This is a genomic window from Flavobacterium sp., from assembly GCF_013822155.1.
Classification (GTDB): domain Bacteria; phylum Bacteroidota; class Bacteroidia; order Flavobacteriales; family Flavobacteriaceae; genus Flavobacterium.
The window spans coordinates 21259-43939 of record NZ_PNJW01000005.1 but is presented as its reverse complement, the minus strand read 5'-3'; the positions used below and the strand labels follow the sequence as shown (position 1 = coordinate 43939).

21 protein-coding genes and 1 tRNA gene are annotated in these 22681 nt (G+C 32.0%); 13 read left to right on the top strand and 9 right to left on the bottom strand.

The window, feature by feature from the left end:
* Nucleotides 1–30 precede the first annotated feature (30 nt).
* A complete protein-coding gene (locus tag C0512_RS02495; RefSeq protein ID WP_290858611.1) occupies nt 31–318 on the bottom strand; it encodes a GIY-YIG nuclease family protein in 288 nt (95 codons plus the stop codon).
* A 49-nt stretch (nt 319–367) separates the two neighbouring features.
* Nucleotides 368–440 (bottom strand) — tRNA-Phe (locus C0512_RS02490).
* Nucleotides 441–540: 100 nt separating this feature from the next.
* On the opposite strand from C0512_RS02490, the gene C0512_RS02485 reads away from it, so the two are divergent.
* The 7 genes from C0512_RS02485 (at nt 541) to C0512_RS02455 (ending at nt 8254) form a co-directional block, all read left to right on the top strand.
* Nucleotides 541–1275 (top strand): type III pantothenate kinase, encoded by a 735-nt coding sequence (locus tag C0512_RS02485; protein WP_290858610.1) that lies wholly within the window; start codon nt 541–543, stop codon nt 1273–1275.
* A 22-nt stretch (nt 1276–1297) separates the two neighbouring features.
* Nucleotides 1298–2521 carry a hypothetical protein gene (locus C0512_RS02480; RefSeq protein ID WP_290858609.1) on the top strand — a complete coding sequence of 408 codons (1224 nt, stop codon included), beginning with the start codon at nt 1298–1300 and terminating at the stop codon, nt 2519–2521.
* A 19-nt stretch (nt 2522–2540) separates the two neighbouring features.
* Entirely contained in the window at nt 2541–3899 is a 1359-nt protein-coding gene (locus C0512_RS02475) for a lipopolysaccharide assembly protein LapB (protein WP_290858608.1), read from the top strand.
* 4 nt (nt 3900–3903) lie between these two features.
* Nucleotides 3904–4458 carry an LPS export ABC transporter periplasmic protein LptC gene (gene lptC / locus C0512_RS02470; RefSeq protein ID WP_290858606.1) on the top strand — a complete coding sequence of 185 codons (555 nt, stop codon included), beginning with the start codon at nt 3904–3906 and terminating at the stop codon, nt 4456–4458.
* 41 nt (nt 4459–4499) lie between these two features.
* On the top strand, nt 4500–4691 hold the full coding sequence (locus C0512_RS02465) for a hypothetical protein (RefSeq protein WP_290858605.1): 192 nt from the start codon (nt 4500–4502) through the stop codon (nt 4689–4691).
* Between the two features lie 6 nt (nt 4692–4697).
* A complete protein-coding gene (locus tag C0512_RS02460; RefSeq protein WP_290858604.1) occupies nt 4698–5963 on the top strand; it encodes a hemolysin family protein in 1266 nt (421 codons plus the stop codon).
* A 188-nt stretch (nt 5964–6151) separates the two neighbouring features.
* Nucleotides 6152–8254 (top strand): peptidylprolyl isomerase, encoded by a 2103-nt coding sequence (locus tag C0512_RS02455; RefSeq protein WP_290858603.1) that lies wholly within the window; start codon nt 6152–6154, stop codon nt 8252–8254.
* Between the two features lie 92 nt (nt 8255–8346).
* Here C0512_RS02455 and C0512_RS02450 read toward each other — a convergent pair whose 3' ends face one another.
* The 5 genes from C0512_RS02450 to C0512_RS02430 all read right to left on the bottom strand — a co-directional run bounded on the left by C0512_RS02450 (nt 8347) and on the right by C0512_RS02430 (nt 11660).
* Nucleotides 8347–9264: a GYDIA family GHMP kinase gene (locus tag C0512_RS02450; protein ID WP_290858602.1), complete on the bottom strand. Its 918-nt coding sequence runs from the start codon at nt 9262–9264 to the stop codon at nt 8347–8349.
* A 6-nt stretch (nt 9265–9270) separates the two neighbouring features.
* Nucleotides 9271–9696, bottom strand: a complete 426-nt coding sequence (locus C0512_RS02445; protein ID WP_290858601.1) for an NTF2 fold immunity protein — start codon at nt 9694–9696, stop codon at nt 9271–9273.
* 88 nt (nt 9697–9784) lie between these two features.
* Nucleotides 9785–11101: a hydroxymethylglutaryl-CoA reductase, degradative gene (locus C0512_RS02440; RefSeq protein ID WP_290858600.1), complete on the bottom strand. Its 1317-nt coding sequence runs from the start codon at nt 11099–11101 to the stop codon at nt 9785–9787.
* 54 nt (nt 11102–11155) lie between these two features.
* On the bottom strand, nt 11156–11437 hold the full coding sequence (locus C0512_RS02435) for a type II toxin-antitoxin system RelE/ParE family toxin (RefSeq protein WP_290858599.1): 282 nt from the start codon (nt 11435–11437) through the stop codon (nt 11156–11158).
* Nucleotides 11427–11660: a hypothetical protein gene (locus C0512_RS02430; protein WP_290858598.1), complete on the bottom strand. Its 234-nt coding sequence runs from the start codon at nt 11658–11660 to the stop codon at nt 11427–11429. The genes C0512_RS02435 and C0512_RS02430 overlap by 11 nt, the downstream gene beginning before the upstream one ends.
* A 163-nt stretch (nt 11661–11823) precedes the next feature.
* Here C0512_RS02430 and C0512_RS02425 point away from each other — a divergent pair, with 163 nt between their 5' ends.
* From C0512_RS02425 to C0512_RS02400, 6 genes are all read left to right on the top strand, one after another.
* Nucleotides 11824–13998: a S9 family peptidase gene (locus C0512_RS02425; RefSeq protein WP_290858597.1), complete on the top strand. Its 2175-nt coding sequence runs from the start codon at nt 11824–11826 to the stop codon at nt 13996–13998.
* A gap of 18 nt (nt 13999–14016) precedes the next feature.
* A complete protein-coding gene (locus C0512_RS02420; protein ID WP_290858596.1) occupies nt 14017–15693 on the top strand; it encodes a peptide MFS transporter in 1677 nt (558 codons plus the stop codon).
* Between the two features lie 77 nt (nt 15694–15770).
* Entirely contained in the window at nt 15771–17429 is a 1659-nt protein-coding gene (locus tag C0512_RS02415; RefSeq protein ID WP_290858594.1) for a peptide MFS transporter, read from the top strand.
* Nucleotides 17430–17440: 11 nt separating this feature from the next.
* The gene (locus C0512_RS02410; RefSeq protein ID WP_290858593.1) at nt 17441–18943 is read left to right on the top strand and encodes a peptide MFS transporter; all 1503 of its coding nucleotides are present in this window, start codon (nt 17441–17443) and stop codon (nt 18941–18943) included.
* Between the two features lie 51 nt (nt 18944–18994).
* Entirely contained in the window at nt 18995–19459 is a 465-nt protein-coding gene (locus C0512_RS02405) for a thioredoxin fold domain-containing protein (RefSeq protein WP_290858591.1), read from the top strand.
* Nucleotides 19460–19915, top strand: coding sequence for a thioredoxin family protein (locus tag C0512_RS02400; protein ID WP_290858590.1), 456 nt, complete (start codon nt 19460–19462; stop codon nt 19913–19915). It begins immediately after the preceding gene.
* Between the two features lies 1 nt (nt 19916).
* Here C0512_RS02400 and C0512_RS02395 read toward each other — a convergent pair whose 3' ends face one another.
* Both C0512_RS02395 and C0512_RS02390 read right to left on the bottom strand, forming a co-directional pair.
* A complete protein-coding gene (locus C0512_RS02395; RefSeq protein WP_290858589.1) occupies nt 19917–21941 on the bottom strand; it encodes a ComEC/Rec2 family competence protein in 2025 nt (674 codons plus the stop codon).
* Between the two features lie 47 nt (nt 21942–21988).
* Entirely contained in the window at nt 21989–22651 is a 663-nt protein-coding gene (locus tag C0512_RS02390; protein WP_290858588.1) for a C40 family peptidase, read from the bottom strand.
* Nucleotides 22652–22681 lie beyond the last annotated feature (30 nt).

Genomic DNA, 22681 nt, shown 5'->3' with positions numbered 1-22681 from the left:
AAGCTTCGGGAGAACTAGGGACACATGGATTTATTTTTTTTTAGAAAGTATATCAGATAGAATTTCAGGATTTGCAATTATCTTTTGAATAAATAATCTGCTTTTCATTTTTTTGATAAATTTTTCGAGATATAAAGCGTTATTTCTATCACTACATTCAAAACAAAATGCCAATTCCCAATCATTTGCAATTTTTGAATATGAATTTACATAGTTATGTTGGTTATGGTTTTTAACTCTTTCGTCCACATTATGAGTTTCTCCAATGTAATATTTTGAAGTAGTTTTTGAAAATAATATATAAACAAAGTGCGACATTATCTTTCTTTGAAAACAAAAAACCCGAATATTGCTATTCGGGTTTAAGTGGTACCTCCAGGGATCGAACCAGGGACACATGGATTTTCAGTCCATTGCTCTACCATCTGAGCTAAGGTACCGTTGCTAATGCGGGTGCAAATATAGTGCGATTTTTATTTTATCCAAAACAATTATAAAAAAAAATCTATTCGTATCTTCGCCTTTTTAAAATCTATCGGAATGCTTTTAGCTATTGATGTTGGAAATACTAGGATTAAAGGTGCTGTTTATGAGAGAAATACACTTATTAATCAATTTGTATTTTCAAGTGTAGAAGTTAAAAATTCCATTGAAAATATTTTAGAAAATAATCCAAAAATCACTGATTTAATTGTTTCTTCGGTTGGAAATGAAAATAGTATTGCTGTTAATTCGTTTTCAGAAAGGATTTCTATTCATTTTGTCTCTCATCAGGATATTTTTCCGTTTCAAAATAAATATGCAACACCAACTACATTAGGAATTGACAGAATGGTACTGGCAACAGGAGCTACTTTGCTTTTTCCCAAAAAAAATAAATTAGTTATTGATGCGGGTACTTGTGTTACATATGATTTTATAGATGATGAAAACAGGTATTGGGGCGGAGCTATTTCTCCCGGACTTCGATTGAGATACGAGTCATTGCATCAATTCACCTCAAAATTGCCATTATTAACCTTGGAAGAGCCTCCAAATTTTATTGGAAATTCCACAAATCAATCCATTCATTCCGGTGTTGTAAATGGATTAATTCATGAAATAGATGGGTTTATTGAGCAGTATAAAAACAAAAATGAAAACTTTACCATAATTTTAACGGGAGGAGACGCTGAATTTTTGGCAAAAAGATTAAAAAATACCATATTTGCCAATTCAAATTTTCTGTTAGAAAGTTTAAACCAATTTTTTCAATACAAAATCAACAATGATTAAAAAAATTCTTATAATTTTTTGCTTGATATTTTCATTTTTTTCTAATGCTCAAAATGCATCATCCTCACCCTATTCTTTTTACGGAATTGGAGATTTAGTGTTTAAAGGAAATGTTGAAACAAGGACTATGGGTGGAATAAATATGATAAACGATTCCATTCATATCAATATCAATAATTCTGCGAGTTTGTCTGATATTATGAATACAACTTTTACGATTGGGGGTAATTTAAATTATGTGAAGTATAAAACGGAAAACCAATCAGAAACGGCAAATAGAGCTTCCTTAGATTATATTGCCCTAGCTGTTCCAATTTCAAAACGATTTGGAGCTGCGTTTGCTGTAATGCCTTTTACTTCCGTGGGTTATCAAATTCAAAGTAATTATGTTGATGACAGTACGCCAATATCAAGATTCACAGGAAATGGAGGAACAAATAAAATTTATGGCGGTGTAGGTTATAAAATCAATAAAAATTTTCGGGTTGGGGCAGATATGAACTTTAATTTTGGTAATATTACAACCAAAGATATAAGTTTTCTGACGGGTATACAGTATGGAACGAGAGAATCAAACAGTAGCGAAATTACAGGATTTAATTTTAATACAAGTTTGATGTATAATACATTAATCAATAAAAAAACAACAATATTTGGAAGTTTGATTTATTCTCCCGAAAGCACTTTATCTTTGGCAAATGATAGAAAGATTGCGATAGTTCAGTTTTCAGAATCTTTTGGGGAATTAGTGGTTAATGAAGAAGATGTACCTGTCAACGATACTAAAGTAAAATACCCTTCTAAAATTGGAATTGGATTTGGTGTTGGGGAAGTGAGAAAATGGTCTGTTGGAGCAGAAGTTACATTTATGCAAGGCAGTAACTTTGGAAGTAGGTTTGATGATATAAACGATGCTTCCTATGAAAATGTTACAAAATACAGTTTTGGAGGTTACTATATGCCGGATTATAATTCCTTTTCCAGTTATTATAAAAGAATAACTTATAGAGGAGGATTTAATTATCAAAATACAGGATTAATTGTCAATAATGAGTCGATTAATAATTTTGGCATAACTTTTGGATTAGGTCTACCAATAAAAGGTTCGTTCTCCAATGTAAACGTTGGTTTTGAATTCGGTAAGCGTGGAACAACAAGTTCAGGACTAATACAAGAAAACTATTCAAACTTAAGTGTAAGTTTTTCATTGAATGACAAATGGTTTATTAAAAGAAAATATGACTAAAAGAGAAATTTTTAATATTATGAAAACTAAAGTAATTATTTTATTTGCCTTTATACTAGTAACGTTTAATGGCTTTGCCCAAAGTGCTGCAAACTGTGCAGAAAAACTATCAATTTTTGCTGAAATGGCAAAAACAAAAAACTATGGAGAAGAAACCTATAAACATCTTCAAGAGTTAAGAAAAGATTGCCCTTCCTTTAGTGAAGCTATTTATATTTATGGTGAAAGAATTATCAATTCCAGAATTGATAACGCTAAAACACCTGCAGATAAAGAAAAGGAAGTGCGTGATTTTATTAAATTACAAGATGAATTTAAAACTAATTTTCCTGCTAAAGCAAAAGGAATTGAAGTTAAAAAAGCAATGGTACTTTTTGAAAACAACAGTGGTACTTCCGATGAAGTTTACCAACTATTAGATTCTGCTTTCAAAAATGATAAAGATAATTTCAGTAATCCAAAAGCATTATATGTTTACTTTGAAATTTATGTGAATGATTTTGAAGCAAACAAAAACGGAATTAAATTACAAGATCTTTTCAATAAATATGACCAAGTTTCTGATAAAATTGATGAAGAAGAAAAAGGGGTTTCAGATGCCTTAGATGTTTTACTGCAAAAAGAAGAAAGTGGAACAGAATTAACTGATAAAGAGAAAAGAGCAAAAGAAAATCATCAAATTAATTTAGATGCTTTCGAAACTATTCATTCCAGTATGGATGCTAAGATTGCCCAATTAGCAACTTGTGAGCGTTTAATACCATTTTTGGGAGCTAGTTTTGAGGAGAAAAAAGGCGATGCTGAATGGTTAAAAAGAGCAGCAGATCGTTTAGACAAAAAAGGATGTTCATCTGACCCGTTGTTTTCAAAAATTTCAGATGCATTACATTCTTTAAATCCAACAGCTGAATCTGCCTATAACTTGGGAGTATCTTTTTACACAAAAAAGAATACTGCTAAAGCTTTAGAATATTTTAATCAGTCTGCTGAATTACAAAAAGATAACACTAAAAAAGCAAATGTTTATTACACAATTTCCAGAAATATTTATGGAAACGGGAACAAAGTTCAAGCAAGAGCATATGCTGAAAAAGCATTGGCGACAAAACCATCCTTTGGAGAAGCTCATGTTTATATTGCTCAATTGTATGCTAATAGTGCGAATGACTGTGGAAATGATCCATTTGAAAAAAGAGCAATTTATTGGTTAGCAGCTCAAACGGCGAGAAAAGCAGGAACAGCATCCGGAAATGCAGCAGCTTCCTCTTACGATAAATTGGCTCCTTCTAAACAAGAAATTTTTAACTCAGGAAGAGCGGGTCAAAGTATCTGTTTCAAATGTTGGGTTGGTAAATGTGTTACAGTACCAAATTTGTAACTAAATGCTTAGCATAAAAAAAATAATAAATTTCAGTGTCACAGCATTTGCTGTGACATTGTTTTTTGCATGTGAAAGTAATTTTAAAGAAATTCAGAAAATTAATATTTCTGAATTTATGGCTTCTGGAGAAGCGGATTCGGTGAATTTAAAATATACCGATTCCGGTAGAATCAAAGCCATTTTGATTAGCACGAAAATGTTTGATTACGGTACAGTTCAATACCCGTTTACGGAATTCCCAAAAGGAATAGAAGTAACTCTTTTTGATGAAAGAGGCAAAAAGAACTTCATCAATGCGGATTACGCAATCACTTTTAAGGGCACAGATATTATCGATTTACAGGGAAATGTAAAAATGACTTCTGATGGCGGGCAATTTTTAGAAACAGAACAGTTGTATTACGACCAAAAAAATGAATGGTTTTTTACGGAAAAAAAGTTTAAATTTACGGACCCTAATAAAGGACTTTCAACAGGTGAAGGTCTAGATTTTAGTAAAGATTTCAAACGAATTAATTTCCAAAAAGTGTATGGTTTGATAAATGATACTGAGTAAATCAAATTAAAAACCTTTAACCTAATACCTTTCATTAAATTATGACTTACCTTAAATACATACAATACTTTTATCTTTTTGCAGCAGGATTTTTTATTTACCAAGGATTTATAAATTTAAATTCTGAAGAAAAAAGTCCGTGGATGATGTTCTTTTTTGCGGCGATGGCTATTTTTATGTTTTTTTTCAGACGAAAGTTTATGAAGAAAATGAATAACCAAGATAAAAAGTAATTCTGTATGGAAGTCAGTATTATCATCATCTGTTTACTGCTTTCAGCATTCTTTTCCGGGATGGAAATTGCCTTTGTTTCCTCAAATAAAGTTTATTTGGGTATTGAAAAGCTACAAGAGGGTTTTGTTGCCAAAATTTTGACTAAAATTACTGAAAAGCCTTCCATGTTTATTGCTTCCATGTTAGTGGGGAACAATATAGCACTAGTTGTTTATGGATTTATGATGGGTGATCTGATTATCAAATTATTGTTTCCGGATTATTTAGAAATTCATAATTTGCCTTTTCAGATATTGATGATTCAAACCTTGATATCAACAGCTGTAATTCTTATCACAGCAGAGTTTTTACCGAAAGTATTTTTCCAAATTTACGCTAATAATTGCATGAAAATTTTTGCTGTTCCGGCCTATTTTTTCTATCAATTGTTATATTTTATTTCCGCATTCACTATCTGGATTTCAGATTTTGTCTTGAAAAAAGTATTTAAAACACAAGGAGATGAAACACAATTGTTTTTTAGTAAAGTAGAACTTGGAAATTTTATTTCAGAACAAATGAACTCTGTTGAAGACCACGAATCGGTCGATTCTGAAATTTTAATGTTTCAAAATGCATTAGAATTTTCCGGTGTAAAAGCCAGAGATATAATGATTCCTAGAACTGAAATTGCGGCAGTAGAAATTCATGATACCGTTAGTGAAATAAAACAATTATTTATAGAAACAGGTTATTCTAAAATTTTAGTATTTCAATCATCTTTAGATGATATCATTGGATATGTGCATTCTTTTGAACTTTTCAGAAAACCAAAAACAATTAAATCAGTAATGATTTCTGTTGAGTTTGTGCCTGAAACAATGTTTATCAAAGATGTACTCGATTTACTTACCAAAAAAAGGAAAAGTGTAGCCATTGTACTCGACGAATATGGCGGAACATCAGGAATGATTACAGTTGAAGATATAGTTGAAGAACTTTTTGGAGAAATTGAAGATGAACATGATAAGGATGAAACACTGGTTGAGGAGCAAATAAACGAGAAGCAATTCCGTTTTTCAACTCGTTTGGATGTAGAATATATTAATGAAACCTATAAATTAAATATACCTGAAGAAGATTCCTATTCAACTTTAGGAGGTTTTATTATAAATCATACCAAAGAATTTCCTTCTAAAGGAGAAAAAATTTCGGTCGAAAATTTTCATTTTGTAATTGAAGAAGCCTCGAATAGAAAAATTGAATTGGTGACTTTGACAATTACGAATTAAAGCATTACTGCTCATACTATTCCTATATTTAGGCTCACATTTTCTTAGTATTAAAGCCAATCTACTTTTATTTAAGTTGGAATAGAGTGGGACATGCAAAAATTACACAAATTATCTCGATTTCTTTATAATTATTTCATAGATAATTGTATTTTCGCAAACTGAAATAAAAATAAAACATAAATAAAATGGCGATTTTAGGAAAAATTAGACAACGTTCATTTATTCTAATTGTGATTATTGCTTTGGCATTATTCTCTTTTGTATTGGCTGACGTAATTCAAAGCGGTGGCTTTGCTCAAACTTCAACAAATGTTGGTAGTATTAATGGAAAGGATATTGCTTTCGAAGAATTCCGTTTGAAGGTGGGTAACACTGAAAAAGGGGGTCAAGGAATGTCTACCATTCAAGCAGTAAACCGTGTTTGGGATCAAGAAGTAAATGTTGCTCTTTTAACAGAAGAATTAGAGAAATTAGGTATTAGAATAAGCGAAAAACACTTAATTGAAACCTTGAAAAGCGATCCAAATTTTGGTCAAAATCCAAGTTTTCAAAATGAGTTAAAACAATTTGATATCAATAAATATAGAGAGTATATCAAAGCAAGTTCTAATCCACAAGAAGTGGAATATTTTGAATCTACTGAAAAGAATGCCAATATTAATTCAAAATATCAAATTTACAGCTCGTTAGTGAAAGGTGGATTTTTCACAACTCAAAACGATGCAAAATTTAAATATAACTTGCAAAATAATAAAGTTACGTTTGATTTCGTAGCGGTTCCTTTTTCTTCAATTAAAGACAGTGATGTAAAAGTTACGGATGAAGAAATAATCGAATACATGAAAAAGAACGAGAAAAAATATAAAGCAGAAGAAACAAGAGAGATTGAATATGTTGTAATTGAAGACAAACCCTCCGATGCGGATAAAACTGAAATTAAAAATAAAGTAGCTTCTTTATTGAATTCTAAAGTGGTTTACAATAATGAAACATCTACTAATGATACCATTGCAGGTTTTTCAAATACAAAAAATGTAATTGAATTTGTTAATGCAAATTCTGATTTTCCATATGATTCAACATATGTAGGTAAATCAGATTTACCTGCTGAACATGCTGAGCAAATTTTTAATTTACCGGAAGGACAAATTTATGGTCCTTATATATATGGTGAATATTATGCCTTAAGCCGTTCTATGGGTAGAAAAGCTGGAGCTAAAGCCAGAGCAAGCCACATTTTAATCAGTTTTACCGGATCAAAAGCTCAACCAAAAGAAGACAGAACAAAAGAACAAGCTAAAGTAAAAGCGGAAGAGTTATTAGGACAGATTAATGCAAACCCGGATTCATTTACCATGTTGGCATTTACAGCATCTGAAGACCAAGGTTCCGCTCAAAAAGGGGGTGATTTAGATTTCTTTGGTCCAGGTCAAATGGTTCCTGCATTTAACGATTTCGTGTTTAATAACCCAATTGGAAAAGTTGGTTTAGTTGAAACTGAGTTTGGTTATCATATTATTAAAGTGACGGATAAACAAGATGCAATCCGTTTAGCGACAATTGCTCAAAAAATTGAAGCTTCTGAAAAAACAGCTGAGGTTGCCTATACTAATGCCGTTAAATTTGAATTAGCAGCGACTGAAAAATCATTTGAAGCAGCTGTTAAAGAAGCAAAACTTACTGTTGTTCCTCCTGTTCGCGTAAAAGCGTTAGATGAGACATTAGGACAAATGGGAGCTCAAAGACAAGTAATTCGTTGGGCTTTTGAAAGTGATACTGAAGTGAACGACGTAAAAAGATTTGAAATTGCTAAAGTGGGACATTTAATTGCGAAACTTAAAAAAGTAAATGAAGAAGGTTTATTGAATATTGAAGATGCTCGCCTTCAAGTGGAACCAATCTTGAAAAATAAAAAGAAAGCCGAAAAAATAATGGCAAAAATGAAAGGAGCTACCTTGGAAGCTATGGCAACAGCAAATGCTGTTCAGGTTCAAAATGCTGCTGATGTAACGTTAGAGAATCCTGTAGTGGCTACTTTAGGTTATGAACCAAAAGTTGTTGGTTTTGCCTTTTCAACTCCTGCAAACAAGATTTCTGCTCCAATTGAAGGAAATGCAAGTGTTTTTGTTGTTAAAACAACTAAAGTAACAAAAGCATTGCCAACTCAAGATTATTCCGCTCAACTCAATGCGTTAAAATCTCAAAATGCATCGGGTGTGAATCGCGTATTCTCAGCCTTAAAAGATAAAGCAGAAATTAAAGACAATAGATTCCAGTTTAATTATTAATTCAAACTGTATGTTTAAAAAAAATCCCAACCGATAAGTTGGGATTTTTTGTTTTTATAGCTGGATATGCAAATTCGAGAGAGCAGAAGTTTCTATTTTAAAATCATATCATCATAACGAATAACTGTATCAAAACCTCTTTCTTTAAAATAGCCGGAAGGATTCTCCTTTGAAATGGCTAATACAAAATCTCCGCCCCAAGCACCTAAACTTTTGATTACACCTTTATAATCATCAAAAAAAGCTTCTTTAATGGTATTCATCTCTAAGACTTCACTAAGGATGCTTTCATGCTTTTCCATTTCATAAGCAAAGGTTTTTAAATCAGCAGTTGATAAAACGGACTTAGTAATGGCGTTTATTTTTTCAATCGTTTTTCCAATTTCATTTTGCTTATTGATGTAATTTGCAATTGCCGATTTACTACTTTGCTTTCTATTCAAATACACAAAATATAAGTGATTTCTAAATTCTGGATAAAAAGCTACTTTTTTATAATTGGGTTGATTATTTATTAATTGATAGATAATCGGATTATCTTTTTTAGCACAGGCAATATCATAACCGCTTCCTCCAAAACTTCGTTGTAATAATTCAAAGGCATCAAGCTCTAACCATTGTCCAATGTTATTAATTAGTGTGGAAGAGGTGCCTAATCCCCAGTTTTTTGGGAAGGATAAATTTGTTTCGATAGTATAGCCATTATTTCCTAACAGAAAATCCGGTTTCATCTGAAAAGCTTCGTGTAAAATTTCAATCAATGTTTTATGAATAGGATTGTCGCTTATCGTTTTATTCTCCTTAACGATAGAATCAAAAGAAAACACCTCTTCAAACCAAGTGCTTCCATCGGCATCAATGCTTTTCCAACTAATTTCGTTTGCTTTGCCGGGTTCTACCAATAATTTTTGGCCAAATTTTGTAGGCAATGCCAAGGCAAGTGCTCCATCTAAAACGACATATTCTCCGGTTAGAAGTAATTTTCCGTTGCTGTAAAAAGTTTTTTTCAAGGTGATTTATTTTCCGTGAGTAATTCTTATTACTTCTGAATTACGGTCATCAATTATTATTAAAAATGTACCTCCTTTATAACCTTTTGGAAGAATCCCTGAGATAATCCAATAGTTATTAATATGATGAATATCATAGGGTTTTTGCTCTAAGATTGAAGTTTTATCAAAAATATTGAACAAAATAGTTTCAGCAATAGAGATTGCAGATAATGAGTCTTTTATTATCGTTTCTTTTTGACTGAAGTTGTTTACAGATTTTTTTGATAAAGCAATTTCTAGTTCATTTTCTGCAATAATTCTATTATTATTTTTTTGATTATTCAGATTTTGTGAGGTCAACATTTGACAAAAAATAAAACAGAATAAAAATAGATTAACAGATTTTGAATTGAAGTTTTTCATAACAATTTTAAAATCAATCCCATTCATTACGAAGTTTTTTTTGTAGAACAACAGCATCTTCTTCAATTTTATAAAAATACGAAATAAATAAATAAATTGAAAGGCTTTTTCATAGCTACTTTCTAATTTGTTCTAAATATTCTGCTACTGACGCATGCGAAATAGTATTGTCTTTAAAATACCCCTGAACTTTTATTCGTTCTTCAGCCGTTGCATGGTATTGATTTAAAATATTATTTAAGTGCATTTTCATATGTCCTTCCTGAATTCCTTTGGTTGTGAGTGAACGCAAAGCAGCAAAGTTTTGTGCCAAACCAACAGCGGCAACTACTTGCATGAGTTCCTTTGCAGAAGGTTTTTCAAGTATTTCTAAATTCAATTTAACTAAAGGATGTAAAGAGGTTAATCCACCAACTGTTCCTAAAGCCAAAGGAATCTCTAGCCAAAAACTAAAAATACCCTTTTCAATTTTTGCATGCGATAAACTGCTATATTTCCCGGTTCTACTCGCATAAGCATGAGCCCCGGCTTCTACGGCTCTAAAATCATTACCTGTCGCTAAAACAACTGCATCTACACCATTCATAATGCCTTTGTTGTGGGTAACGGCACGATAGGGTTCGATTGCTGCTATTTGCACGGCACGAACAAATTTTTCGGCAAATTCCGTTGGGTTTTCGATGTGTTTTTCGGCTAATTCTTCAATAGAACAGGAAACTTCTGCTCGAACAATACAGTTGGTTACATAATTGGAAAGAATACTCATGACTACTTCAATGTTTTTTTCTTCTTCAGAAAAAGCATCAAATTTCTGAGCTTCAGCTTTTAGGGTTTTGGCAAATTGTTCCAAACAAGAGTTGATAAAATTAGCCCCCATACTGTCTTTTGTTTCAAAAGTGGCATGCAGTTGGAAATAATTTTCTAAATCGGAGGTCTTGTCTTTTAAGATAATATCTAAAATTCCGCCACCTCTTTTTTGCATGTTTTTAGTAATGCTTTCGGTTTCAGAATAAAATTTTGCTTTCGTTTGATTAAAAAAAGAAACCAATTTTGAAGTATCACCTTTGTATATAAAGTGTACTTGACCTATTTTCTCAGTATTCAAAACAGTGGTTTTAAATCCGCCTCGTCTTGACCAAAATTTAGCTGATTTTGCGGCCGCTGCAACCACCGAACTTTCTTCAATAACCATCGGAACTGTATAATTCTTTCCATTGATGTTGAAGTTGGGAGCAATTCCTAACGGTAAATAAAAATTGGAAATGGTGTTTTCAATGAATTCATCATGCAATTGTTGCAGTTTTTCATCACTATTCCAATAGTTTAGAAGTAATGCAACGGCAACTTTGGGTTCAGAAAAATAGTTTTGAGCAATCCAATCGATTTTTTCAATCTTGGATAATTTTGAAAATCCGGAAACTTCGTGGTTCATGGTTGTTGCTTAAATCTTATGTAGTGCAAAGATAGTAGTTAAGAATGTATAAAATCAGAGTGAATTCTTGTATTTAATAAACCCAAAAACAATTATTTCTTTTTTTTGTAAATTGACTTTAAAGATGATAGTATATCCTTTGAAAATGTAATCTCGAATTAACTCATCATCAAAATAAATTGATTTCCTGAAATTAAAAGGAGTTTTTAAATCTTTTGAAATGTTTCTTAATAAATCGTTTTTGAATTTTCTTGCTGCTTTTGGTTTGTCTTTTGCAATGAATACAACTTGTTCAGATAGATTATTAATGAATTTTTCAGAAAATCTAATCTTCATATGTTGAAATTATTTTTTCCATAACCAAATCTAATTCTTCCATAGAAATACATTTAGATTTTCCGCTCTCAATGTTTTTAAGTTCCTCTTCAAGAATTCTTTTGTTTTTTTCAAAAGAAGGATCCTCTTGAATGATTTGCACTTCATTCTCTGAAAATGAACTCAGTAATTCAAGAATTTTAGATTTTAAATTGGGTTGAAATTGAATTCGAATAGTTTCCATCAGGATTTGATTAATACACAAATTTAATAAAAATTAAAATTAGAATGTATTTTTTTTAAAATCTCAAACTTTTTAAAAAATCTAAAAATGCTATTTAACACATAAAAGGACGAATTATTCCATTTTTTTCACTAAAATTGAACGTTTTTTTAACATGCCGACTATGAATCATTTTAATAAAGTAATTTTCTTGTTTCTATTTATTTCTTTTGCTGCAATTGGGCAACAAAAAATAACATTAGAAGACATTTGGGCTTCTGGTGCTTTCCGAACTAAAGGAATGGATGCTCTTCAGGCTATGAAAAAAACGAATCAGTATACGGTTCTTAATTTTGACAGAGCTTCAAAAACGTTTCAAATTGATTTATATGATTTTGCAACATTAAAAAAAGTAAGCACATTAGTTGATTCTAAAAATCATGTTGAGTTATCATCTATTGATAGTTACACCTTTAATGAAGCAGAAACGCAATTGTTGATTGCTTTAAATTCCGAGCAAATTTATCGTCATTCTTCCGTTGCCGATTTTTATATTTATGATATTGCTGCCAAAACTCTTCAAAAAGTAGCCGATTATAAAATTCAGGAACCTACTTTTTCTCCGGATGGGAAGAAAATAGCATACGGTTATCAAAATAATTTGTATGTTTTTGACATTGCTTCCAAAAAGCATACTCAAATTACCAACGATGGTAAGAAAAATGCAATCATCAACGGTATAACGGATTGGGTGTATGAAGAAGAATTTGCTTTTGTTAGAGCCTTTGATTGGAACAAATCCGGTACACATTTGGCCTATGTAAAATTTGATGAATCAAATGTGCCTGAGTTTTCAATGGATGTTTTTGGGAAAGAATTATATCCATCACAAGAAGTTTTTAAATACCCCAAAGCAGGTGAAAAAAATGCATTGGTTTCGTTACATATTTATGATGTAGTAGCCAATTCAACAAATACAATTAATTTAGGTCTGTATAACGATTTCTACATTGCTCGAATGAAATGGACGAATGAGGCTAATTTTTTAAGTATTCAGGTATTAAACCGTCATCAAAACAATTTGGATTTACTTTTTATAGAGGCAAAAACGGGCACAACTAAAGTTGTATTAAATGAAAAGGACACAGCCTATGTAGAGGTAACCGATAACCTGACTTTTTTGCAAGACAATAGTTTTATTTGGACCTCAGAAAAAGATGGTTTTAATCACATTTATCATTACGATAAATCCGGAAAACTTCGCAATCAAATCACCAAAGGGAATTGGGAAGTAACTTCTTATTATGGTTTTGATGAAAAAAACGGACAAGTTTATTATCAATCAGTTGAAAATGGTTCCATAAATAGAGATGTTTATAAAATTAAATTAGACGGGAAAAATAAAGTTCGATTAACGCAAAAGACAGGAACAAATAAGGCAACTTTTAGTCCCAATTTTCAGTTTTTTATCAATTCATTTTCTAGTACTACAGAACCAACTGCCTATACGTTGCATGAATCAAAAGCTGGAATGCAAGTGCAATCCATTGTTGATAATGCCGAATTAGCTACAAAATTGGAGAAATACAATCTTCCCACTAAAGAATTTTTTGAATTAACAACCGAAAAAGGGCATAAATTGAATTCTTATATCATCAAACCAAAGGATTTTGATGCGTCAAAAAAATATCCGTTGTTATTATTTCAATACAGTGGACCGGGTTCACAGCAAGTGGCAAATCAATGGTTAGGAGCAAATGATTACTGGCACATGATGTTGGCTCAACAAGGCTATTTAGTAGCTTGTGTGGATGGCCGAGGAACCGGATTCAAAGGAGCAGCTTTCAAAAAAGTGACTCAAAAAGAATTAGGAAAATACGAAGTGGAAGACCAAATTGATGCAGCAAAAGTTCTTGGAAATTATGCTTATGTGGATAAAGCAAGAATTGGAATTTGGGGCTGGAGTTACGGTGGATTTATGTCGAGTAACTGTATCTTAAAAGGAAATGATGTATTCAAAATGGCAATTGCAGTTGCTCCGGTAACTAACTGGCGTTTTTACGATTCAATTTACACCGAACGATACATGCAAACACCACAAGAAAATGCTAGTGGTTATGATGATAATTCACCTATTAATCATGTGGATAAACTAAAAGGAAACTATTTAATTATTCACGGAACGGCCGATGATAATGTACATTTTCAAAACGCAACCCGCATGATTCGAGCCTTGCAATTAGCCAATAAACAATTTGATCAAGCCATTTATCCGGACACCAATCACGGTATTTATGGTGGAAAAATACGCTTACAATTGTATACTAAAATGACAAACTATATTAACCAAAACCTTTAATTAACCAAAACAAATTTTATGAGTGAAGTAGCAGTAAAATCAGGACATCCAAAAGGACTTTGGGTATTATTCGGAACCGAGATGTGGGAGAGGTTCAATTTCTATGGGATGAGAGCCATTTTGACCTTGTTCATGGTAAACGCTTTAATGAAAAATGAAGCTGAAGCTTCGTTGATATATGGTGGTTTTCTAGGGCTTTGTTATTTGACCCCAATGTTAGGCGGTTTTATTGCTGACCGATTTTTTGGAAATAGAAATTGTATTCTTTTAGGTGGTTTAATGATGGCAGTAGGACAGTTTTTGTTGTTTCTAAGTGCTAGTGTTTTTGGGACTAACCTTTCTTTAGCAGATACATTATTATGGTCAGCACTGGGAATAATTATTTTTGGGAATGGTTTTTTTAAACCAAATATTTCCTCAATGGTGGGTAGTTTATATCCAAAACAGGAAAAAAGTAAATTAGATACAGCTTTTACTATTTTCTATATGGGTATCAACATGGGAGCTTTTTTAGGTCAATTAATTTGTCCAATTGTAGGTGATGTTAAAGATGCTGATGGAATTAGAGATATTCATGCGTTTAAATATGGATTTTTAGCTGCGGCAATTGCAATGTTAATTGGTACCGCAATATTTTATTTTTTAAAGAATAAATATGTGGTTACTCCGGAAGGAAGACCAATTGGTGGTTTGCCTAAACACAACGTTAATGATGATTATGAAGAAGGAGAGTCTCAAAAAGCAATTTTCTCTCAAACAGCTTTAATTGGAGCTGTTGTTGGTTTCATTGGATTGGGGTTAGTTTTTCATTACTTGTTTGATCAAAACATTATTTATTCGATTATTTATGCCAGTGGTATTTCATTGGCGGGTTTAATTATTTCCGATTCTTCTCTTACAAAAGTTGAGAGAGACAGAATCTTAGTAATTTATATTGTAGCCTTTTTTGTGATATTTTTCTGGGCTGCTTTTGAGCAGGCGGGTTCTTCACTAACATTTATTGCAGATAATCAAACGGATAGAAATTTCTTTGGATATAATATGCCGCCTTCTATGGTTCAAATTTTCAATGGTTTATTTGTGGTAATTTTTGCCGTTCCGTTTAGTTTACTTTGGGATAAATTAAGAGCCCACGGAAAAGAACCAATTTCACCCGTGAAACAAGCCGTTGGATTAGCTCTAATTGCTTTAAGTTATTTCATCATAGCTCATAATGTCAAAGATTTAGGTAATGATGGTTTGTTAGCTATTAAGTGGTTAATATTATTATACTTAATTCAAACGTGTGCCGAATTATGTTTGTCTCCAATTGGATTATCATTAGTGGGTAAATTATCTCCAAAACGTTTTGCTTCTTTGTTATACGGTGTATTTTTCTTGTCAAATGCTGCAGGTTATGCGTTAGCGGGTACTTTAGGTTCGATTTTACCGGCAACCGGTGAAAAATTCAACAAAGCGAAAGACATGGGTATCGATTTACAAGCAGTTTTAGATAAAACAGTTACCCCAACAGCCGAGCAATTAAAATTATTGGCGGACAATCAAATTAGTCCAACAAATCCTGTTTTTGCTGGTTTTGAAATCAATAATTTGTTCGAATTCTTCATGGTTTTCGTAATTCTATGTGGATTAGCAGCTGTTATTTTAATGGCTCTTACTCCAAAATTGAAAAAAATGATGCACGGTGTTCGTTAATTAGTTTTTAAAAATATTTTCATATCTTTCAAACCTGCGAAACATTCTCGCAGGTTTGTTATTTAATCTAATAATTTATGTGGAAAAGTCATCCTAAAGCACTGCCGTATTTGTTTTTGTCTGAAATGTGGGAACGTTTCGGGTATTATTTAATGATTGGTATTTTTACTTTATACCTTAAAGATGTTGAAGCCGGTTTTGCTATGACCGAAAAAGAAGCATCCGATTTATACGGAACATTTATTGCATTGGTTTTTCTTACCCCTTTTATTGGTGGGTTAGTAGCGGATAGATATTGGGGGTATAAAAAATCAATTGTTATTGGTGGATTGATGATGGGTGCCGGTTATTTTATGATGGGAATTCATAATATAACGGTGCTTTATATTGCGATGACTCTAGTTATCGTTGGGAATGGTTTTTTTAAGCCTAATATCTCAACCTTATTGGGTAATTTTTATAATGAAGATAAATTCAAAGAAAAAAAAGATGAGGGTTATAATATATTCTATATGGGAATAAATATTGGGGCCTTTATTTGTAATTTCTTTGGTGCAGCTTTAAAAATCCTTTTTGGTTGGCAATATGCTTTTATGGCTGCTGGAGTTGGTATGTTTATTGGAGTTGTTGTTTTTATTTTAGGAACAAAGCATTATGGTAATAAAACAGAAAAGAAAGGTGTTCAAGAGGGCGATATGCCCTTTTATAAAATTGTTTTATTTATTTTACTGCCATCAGCACTTTTCGGAATAATAGGTTGGTTTATCAATGGTGTTCAATCGGATGCAAACCCAAATTGTTCAATTTTTGGTTCTGATAGTACAGATGCTTTTATTTTTGCTTGTATACCGGTTATTTTCTTTTATGCCAGTTTATATTTCAAAGCTAAAAAAGAGGATAAAAGACCAATTGGAGCATTGTTAACCATATTTGGCGTAGTTATTTTGTTTTGGGCGGTTTTTAAATTAAATGGTTCAGCATTAAATAATTGGGGTGACAAATATACCGACAGAGAGCTAACCGGTGTTTCCCAAACTATTGCTTCAAAATTAGTTTTAACAGACACATTGGTATACAAAAAAGATTCGGTAGCTCTCTATGATGAAGCTTTCAGAATTCAAAAGAAAGAGGGAAAAGTTATAAAAGTTGTTGATTATCCGTTGTATTTTAGAAACGTTAAAAAAGAAAAACTACCCGAAGAAGGAAGTAAAATTTTTACATGGTCAGCTAATTTAAGCCAATCCATTAATCCGGGTTGGGTAATCCTTTTAACACCACTTGTGGTGGCTTTTTTCACTTTTTTAAGAGGCAGGAAGAAAGAACCTTCAACACCTACAAAAATTGCATTCGGATTATTAATTTCAGCTTTATCTGTTTTAGTCATGGTGGCAGCTGTGAATATGGGAGGGAATGGTTCTGAAAAAGTAAGTGTTTGGTGGTTAGTGGCAAATTACGGAGTCATAACCATTGGTGAATTGTTTCTGAGTCCTATGGGATTATCGGTTGTTTCAAAATTGAGCCCAACCAATATTACTTCGCTCATGATGGGAGGGTGGTTTTTATCAACGTCAATCGGAAATAAATTAAGCGGTGTTTTAGCCAGTTTATGGGATACCTATGATAATAAAACCGATTTCTTCTGGATAAATTTCGGATTATTGATGTTTGCAACTTTACTCATGTTTGTTCTTTTGAAACAACTGAATAAAGTCATGAAAGAAAAAGGAATCAATTAAAAAACACATAAATGTATACACTAGAAGAAATTCATAGTTTTAAAGGAAAGTACCCAAAACAATTGTGGTACCTTTTCTTTAGTGAAATGTGGGAGCGTTTCAGTTTTTATGGAATGCGGGGCATGTTGGCCGTATTTATGGTGAGCCAGCTGATGATGGATGAAAAAACGGCGAACTTACAATATGGAGCTACTCAAGCATTTGTTTATGCCTTTACATTTATTGGAGGTTTATTTGCGGATAAAATTTTAGGATATCGTAAATCACTTTTTTGGGGTGGTTTGTTAATGATTGTCGGAAGCATTATTTTGGCAATAGACCCTAAACAATTTTTCTTTTTCGGAATCAGTTTTACAATAATTGGCACTGGATTTTTTAAACCAAATATTTCTACAATGGTTGGAAAACTCTACAGAGAGGATGATAATCGCAGAGACGCTGGTTTTTCTTTTTTCTATATGGGAGTAAATCTAGGAGCATTATTGGGTGGTTATATTTGTATAGCTGTGGCGAACGGAACATTGTGGGAATCATTCATTCCGGAGCATTTACGATGGAATATTGCTTTCGGATTTGCTGCAGTAGTGATGATTGTGAGCTTACTTACTTTTACGCAAACCCAAAAAACATTAGGAGAAATAGGTCTTTCTCCTCTGGCACACTTAGAAAAATCTAAAAGGAGAACCCTAGAAATTGCAACTTATATTGGCTCATTAGTAATCATTCCAATCATTATGACCATGGTTGCTAAAACGGAATATACCGATTATTTTATGTTTATAATCGGACCATTAGCCTTACTGTATTTGTTTTTTGAAATGAGAAACTTTTCTTTAGTGGAAAATAAAAAATTATTCGCAGCCTTAGTCTTTATACTATTTTCAATCTTCTTTTGGGCCTTTTTTGAGCAAAGTGGAGGTTCCTTGAGTTTATTTGCAGCCAATAATCTTGACAATACAGTTCTTGGAGTTAAATTAGATCCAAATGGAGTAAATAATTCTTCAAATTCCTTTTTTGTCATTGCCTTTGCTGCATTAGTAGGAATGGCTTGGCTTTGGATGAATAAGCGAAAAATTGAGCCAAATACGGTAGTCAAATTTGGTTTAGCTTTTCTTTTCTTAGCGGGTGGATTCTATGTGTTTTATTATACAAAATTCTTTTCAAACTCGGAGGGGATTACTTCTTTAGATTTATTTACAATGGGTTGGTTGGTAATTACTTTTGGGGAATTGTGTTTATCACCCATCGGAATGTCGGCCATGACAAAACTTTCTCCTCAAAAAACACAAGCGGTTATCATGGGAATGTGGTTTTTAGCGAGTGCCTACGGACAGTATTTTGCCGGTATTCTTGGAGCGAATATTGCTGAAGCTTCTGAAAATTCCTCAAACTTTGACAAATTAATAGTATATGCTGACGGTTATAAAGATTTAGCTATCTATGCTTTAGTTTTTGGATTAGTTTTAATAGCAATTTCACCTTTTGTGAAAAAATTAATGCAGGATGTGAAATAATTATTTTAAATTTCGGCATTATTTTTGAAATTCAACTTATAAAAAAGCGTTATGAAAAAATTACTTTTTGCTCTTTTACTAATTATTACAACGGTTTCATCACAGGCTCAGGAAATTAAATGGATGACGCTTGATGAAGCATTAGCGTTACAAAAGAAAAACCCGAAACCAATATTTATGGATGTTTATACGGATTGGTGTGGACCTTGTAAAATGTTAGACAAAAATACGTTTCAAACCAAAGAAGTTTCAGAATTTATAAATGCAACATATTATGCAGTTAAATTTAACGGAGAAGGAAATTCGGAAGTGAATTATAAAGGAAAAAAATATACAAATCCAGGCTACGATGCTACCCGCAAAGGGAGAAACAGTATGCATGAATTTACAGGCTTTCTTAATGTTGAAGGTTATCCATCAATGTATATTTTAGACAAAAAAGGAGATATAGCGAAAGTGATTGTAGGATATTATCAACCGGAACAATTATTAGCGGAATTAAAAACGGTGAAATAAATGAATAAGATTATTTTATATTTTGTCTTTTTTTGGTCTCTTCAAACATTGAGTGCCCAAGAATTAAAGTGGCAAACAGATATTAATAAGGCGATAGAACTTTCTACACAAAGTAAAAAACCCCTTATGTTATTTTTTACAGGGAGTGATTGGTGTGGATGGTGTATTAAATTGCAAAAAGAGGTTTTCCAAAAACCTGAATTTGTAGAATGGTCAAAAAAAGTGATTTTAGTTGAATTGGATTTCCCTAAAAAAATGCAGTTAGAAGCAAGCCTAAAACAACAAAATGATCAATTGCAACAAATATTTCAGGTGCAAGGTTTTCCAACAATTTGGTTTGTCAGTCCGCAGAAAAACGGAACTCAAATTAATTTGCAACAATTAGGTAACACCGGTTATGTAGCCGGAGGTCCTGAAAAATGGTTAGAGGTGGTAAATCAATTTATGCCTAAATAAGTTAGTTTAATTCAATCTTATAATATCCCTTTTCACTGGTTGAGTGGAAAGGGATATTTTTTTGTGAACAGGTTTTTTGCCAAAGATCATGTAAGTATTTCTTATTACTGCCATCGGCAATAATAATAGTCGGATTTAATTCATCAATTACACGAGCCAAATTTATTTTTGGAGATTGTGTTAACAAGATTAAATTTGGTTTTAAAGGAATGTTATAGATCCCTTTTTCATCAATAATTAATAGTTTTTTATCATTTACTTGTAAAATATTTTGAACCTTAGCAATGGAATCAATTTGACCAAAATTAGCTTGAAGATAATTTTTAATGGCATAATTAGTTTCAATTTCTTTTTCGTTACTGAATAGGGTAATGGAGTTATCTGTTTTTTTTGCCAATATTGTTTGTTTGGGGTATTGAAAGATAATAAACTCATTTTTTGACTTATGATAGGCAATAGAACCAATAAGCGATAGTTGAAATGAAATGATGCAAATTAAAGCAAAAACTATTCTATTATATTTTGGCTTCTTAAGCCAAAGTATTATTCCAATTATGGCAAAAAGTGAGCTAAAAAGAAGGGTTAAGTTGAATGGAATTCCTTTGATTATAAAATCTTCTAAAGAGGAAATAAAGGCCACATAACGATTCATTAATCCCACGAGATAAGATAGTAGTTGAATGAAAATTTCAGTTGGAATGCTTATTACAACAAAAAGCAAAGCAATCATTCCGCAAACTAATATGAGCGTTAATAAAGGTATTACCACCAGATTTGTTAGAAAAAATAATCCGGGAAATTGATGAAAATAATATAAACTCAATGGGAGCACACCAATTTGGGCAGCAAAAGAGACCGTTAGAATTTCATAAAAATACTGAACAATTTTATTATTCGATTTCCATAGTTTGGTAAATAAAGGTTGAATGGTTACAATTGAAAATACGGCACAATAGCTCAACTGAAAACCTACATCAAATAAGAAATTTGGTCGAATAAGTAATAGCACTAAAATGGAGGAACCCAATGTTCTGTAAATATTGTGTTCACTTTTCATATACATTCCAATAGTGATAAAAGAAAACATTGTAACTGCCCGTACAACAGATGCCGACAATCCGGATAGTAATGCAAAAGACCAAAGAATAAGCATAAGCAAAATAGGCAATATGATTTTGCCATATCGAATCCGCTCTAATGGTTTAAATAACGTTTTAAAAAAGAATAATAATATACCGATATGTAAACCCGAAATGGCTAAAACATGAATAGCTCCGGCTTGTGAATATTGATTATTCGTTTCCTGATCAATGTTTTGGCGTTGACCTAAAAATAAAGCTTTGATAATTTCGAGTCGGTCTATCGGTATCTTAGAATTCTCAAGTTTCGTTATAATGGTATTTCGAATTTTTTCCAGTTTGTAATTTAGATGCTTTTCATGTCCAATAACCCGGTAATTATTCCTCTCTAAATATAATTGATGATAGACATCTTTTTTTTCTAAATAAGCAGCATAGTCAAATTGATAAGGATTATGTGGCCTTGTAATTGGTTTTAAATAAGCATAAGCTAAAACGACATCACCTATTTGAAATTCTTTTTTAGCATCCTTTTTAGATAAAACAATTAATAATTTACCCGTTTTGTCAATTTTATCAACTGTTTCTACCTCTAAAAAATACTTATAAACATATTGATTAGGCCTAATTTTTTCTGAAATAACACCACTGACAAGTGCTCTTTCATGCTTGAGATTATTTGAGTAATGGTGTTGTTGATTTGGTTTGGAATGCAAAGTGTAAACCATAAAACCAACAAAAAAACTTAATAAATAAGCGGATAAACCAAAATAGAAACGGAAGGTTGCTTTTTTATTGGAAAGCCAAAATAACAACAAAAAGGGAATGAATAAAATCGAAACAAGAAGACATGTCGAATTAATGTCGGGTTTAACTTCGTTTGAAGCCAAAATTCCCAACACAACACAAAGCGTGATGTTTAAGGTTGGAAATTTAATTACCCTCATTGATACGAAGGTAATAAAAAATTTAATTAATCAGAAAAAAATTATAATTAAAAATATTCGTCACCCAAAATCCGGTTGGCTTGAGCAAAAGTTCTTTGGTAATAAGGTTCTTTTGTAGAGGATATAATAACACCGCGTTGAACAGAGGAATGAATAAAAATAATTTCGTCATCTTTAACTTCTGTAACTAATCCGACATGGTTAATTACACTCCGACCATTTGTTCTGAAAAACACCAAATCACCTTTTTTTATTTCATTGCGATTTAGTTTTTCGCCCACTTTTGACATATCGTTTGAACTTCTGGGAAGTGAAACATCATAGGTTTTAAAAACAGTTGTAACCAATCCCGAACAATCCATACCGGCAGTGGTAGTGCCGCCACCTCTGTAACGAACTCCGTTATATTGCATGGCAGTATTGATTAATTGTTTGATAAAATAAGAGGTGTTGTCATTATCTGCAACAAAATCAGTATCCTCAACATCAGTAATTTTATGTTTTTTTTCCGATTTTGTATTTTCTGTTCCTTTTTTGACTGAAGAATTAGCAGCGGATTTGTTAGTCGAAGCTGTTGCCTTGTTTGGTTGAGGTGCTTTGTAAATTCCTTTTTTTTGAGCTTCTTCTTTAGAGGTAACAATAACAGAAGTAGTGGGTTTACAACTCACTAAAAACAGCAACAAAAAGGTTATTAAAACAGTATTCTTCAAGAAATTTTAATTTTTACAAAGTTAAAAAAA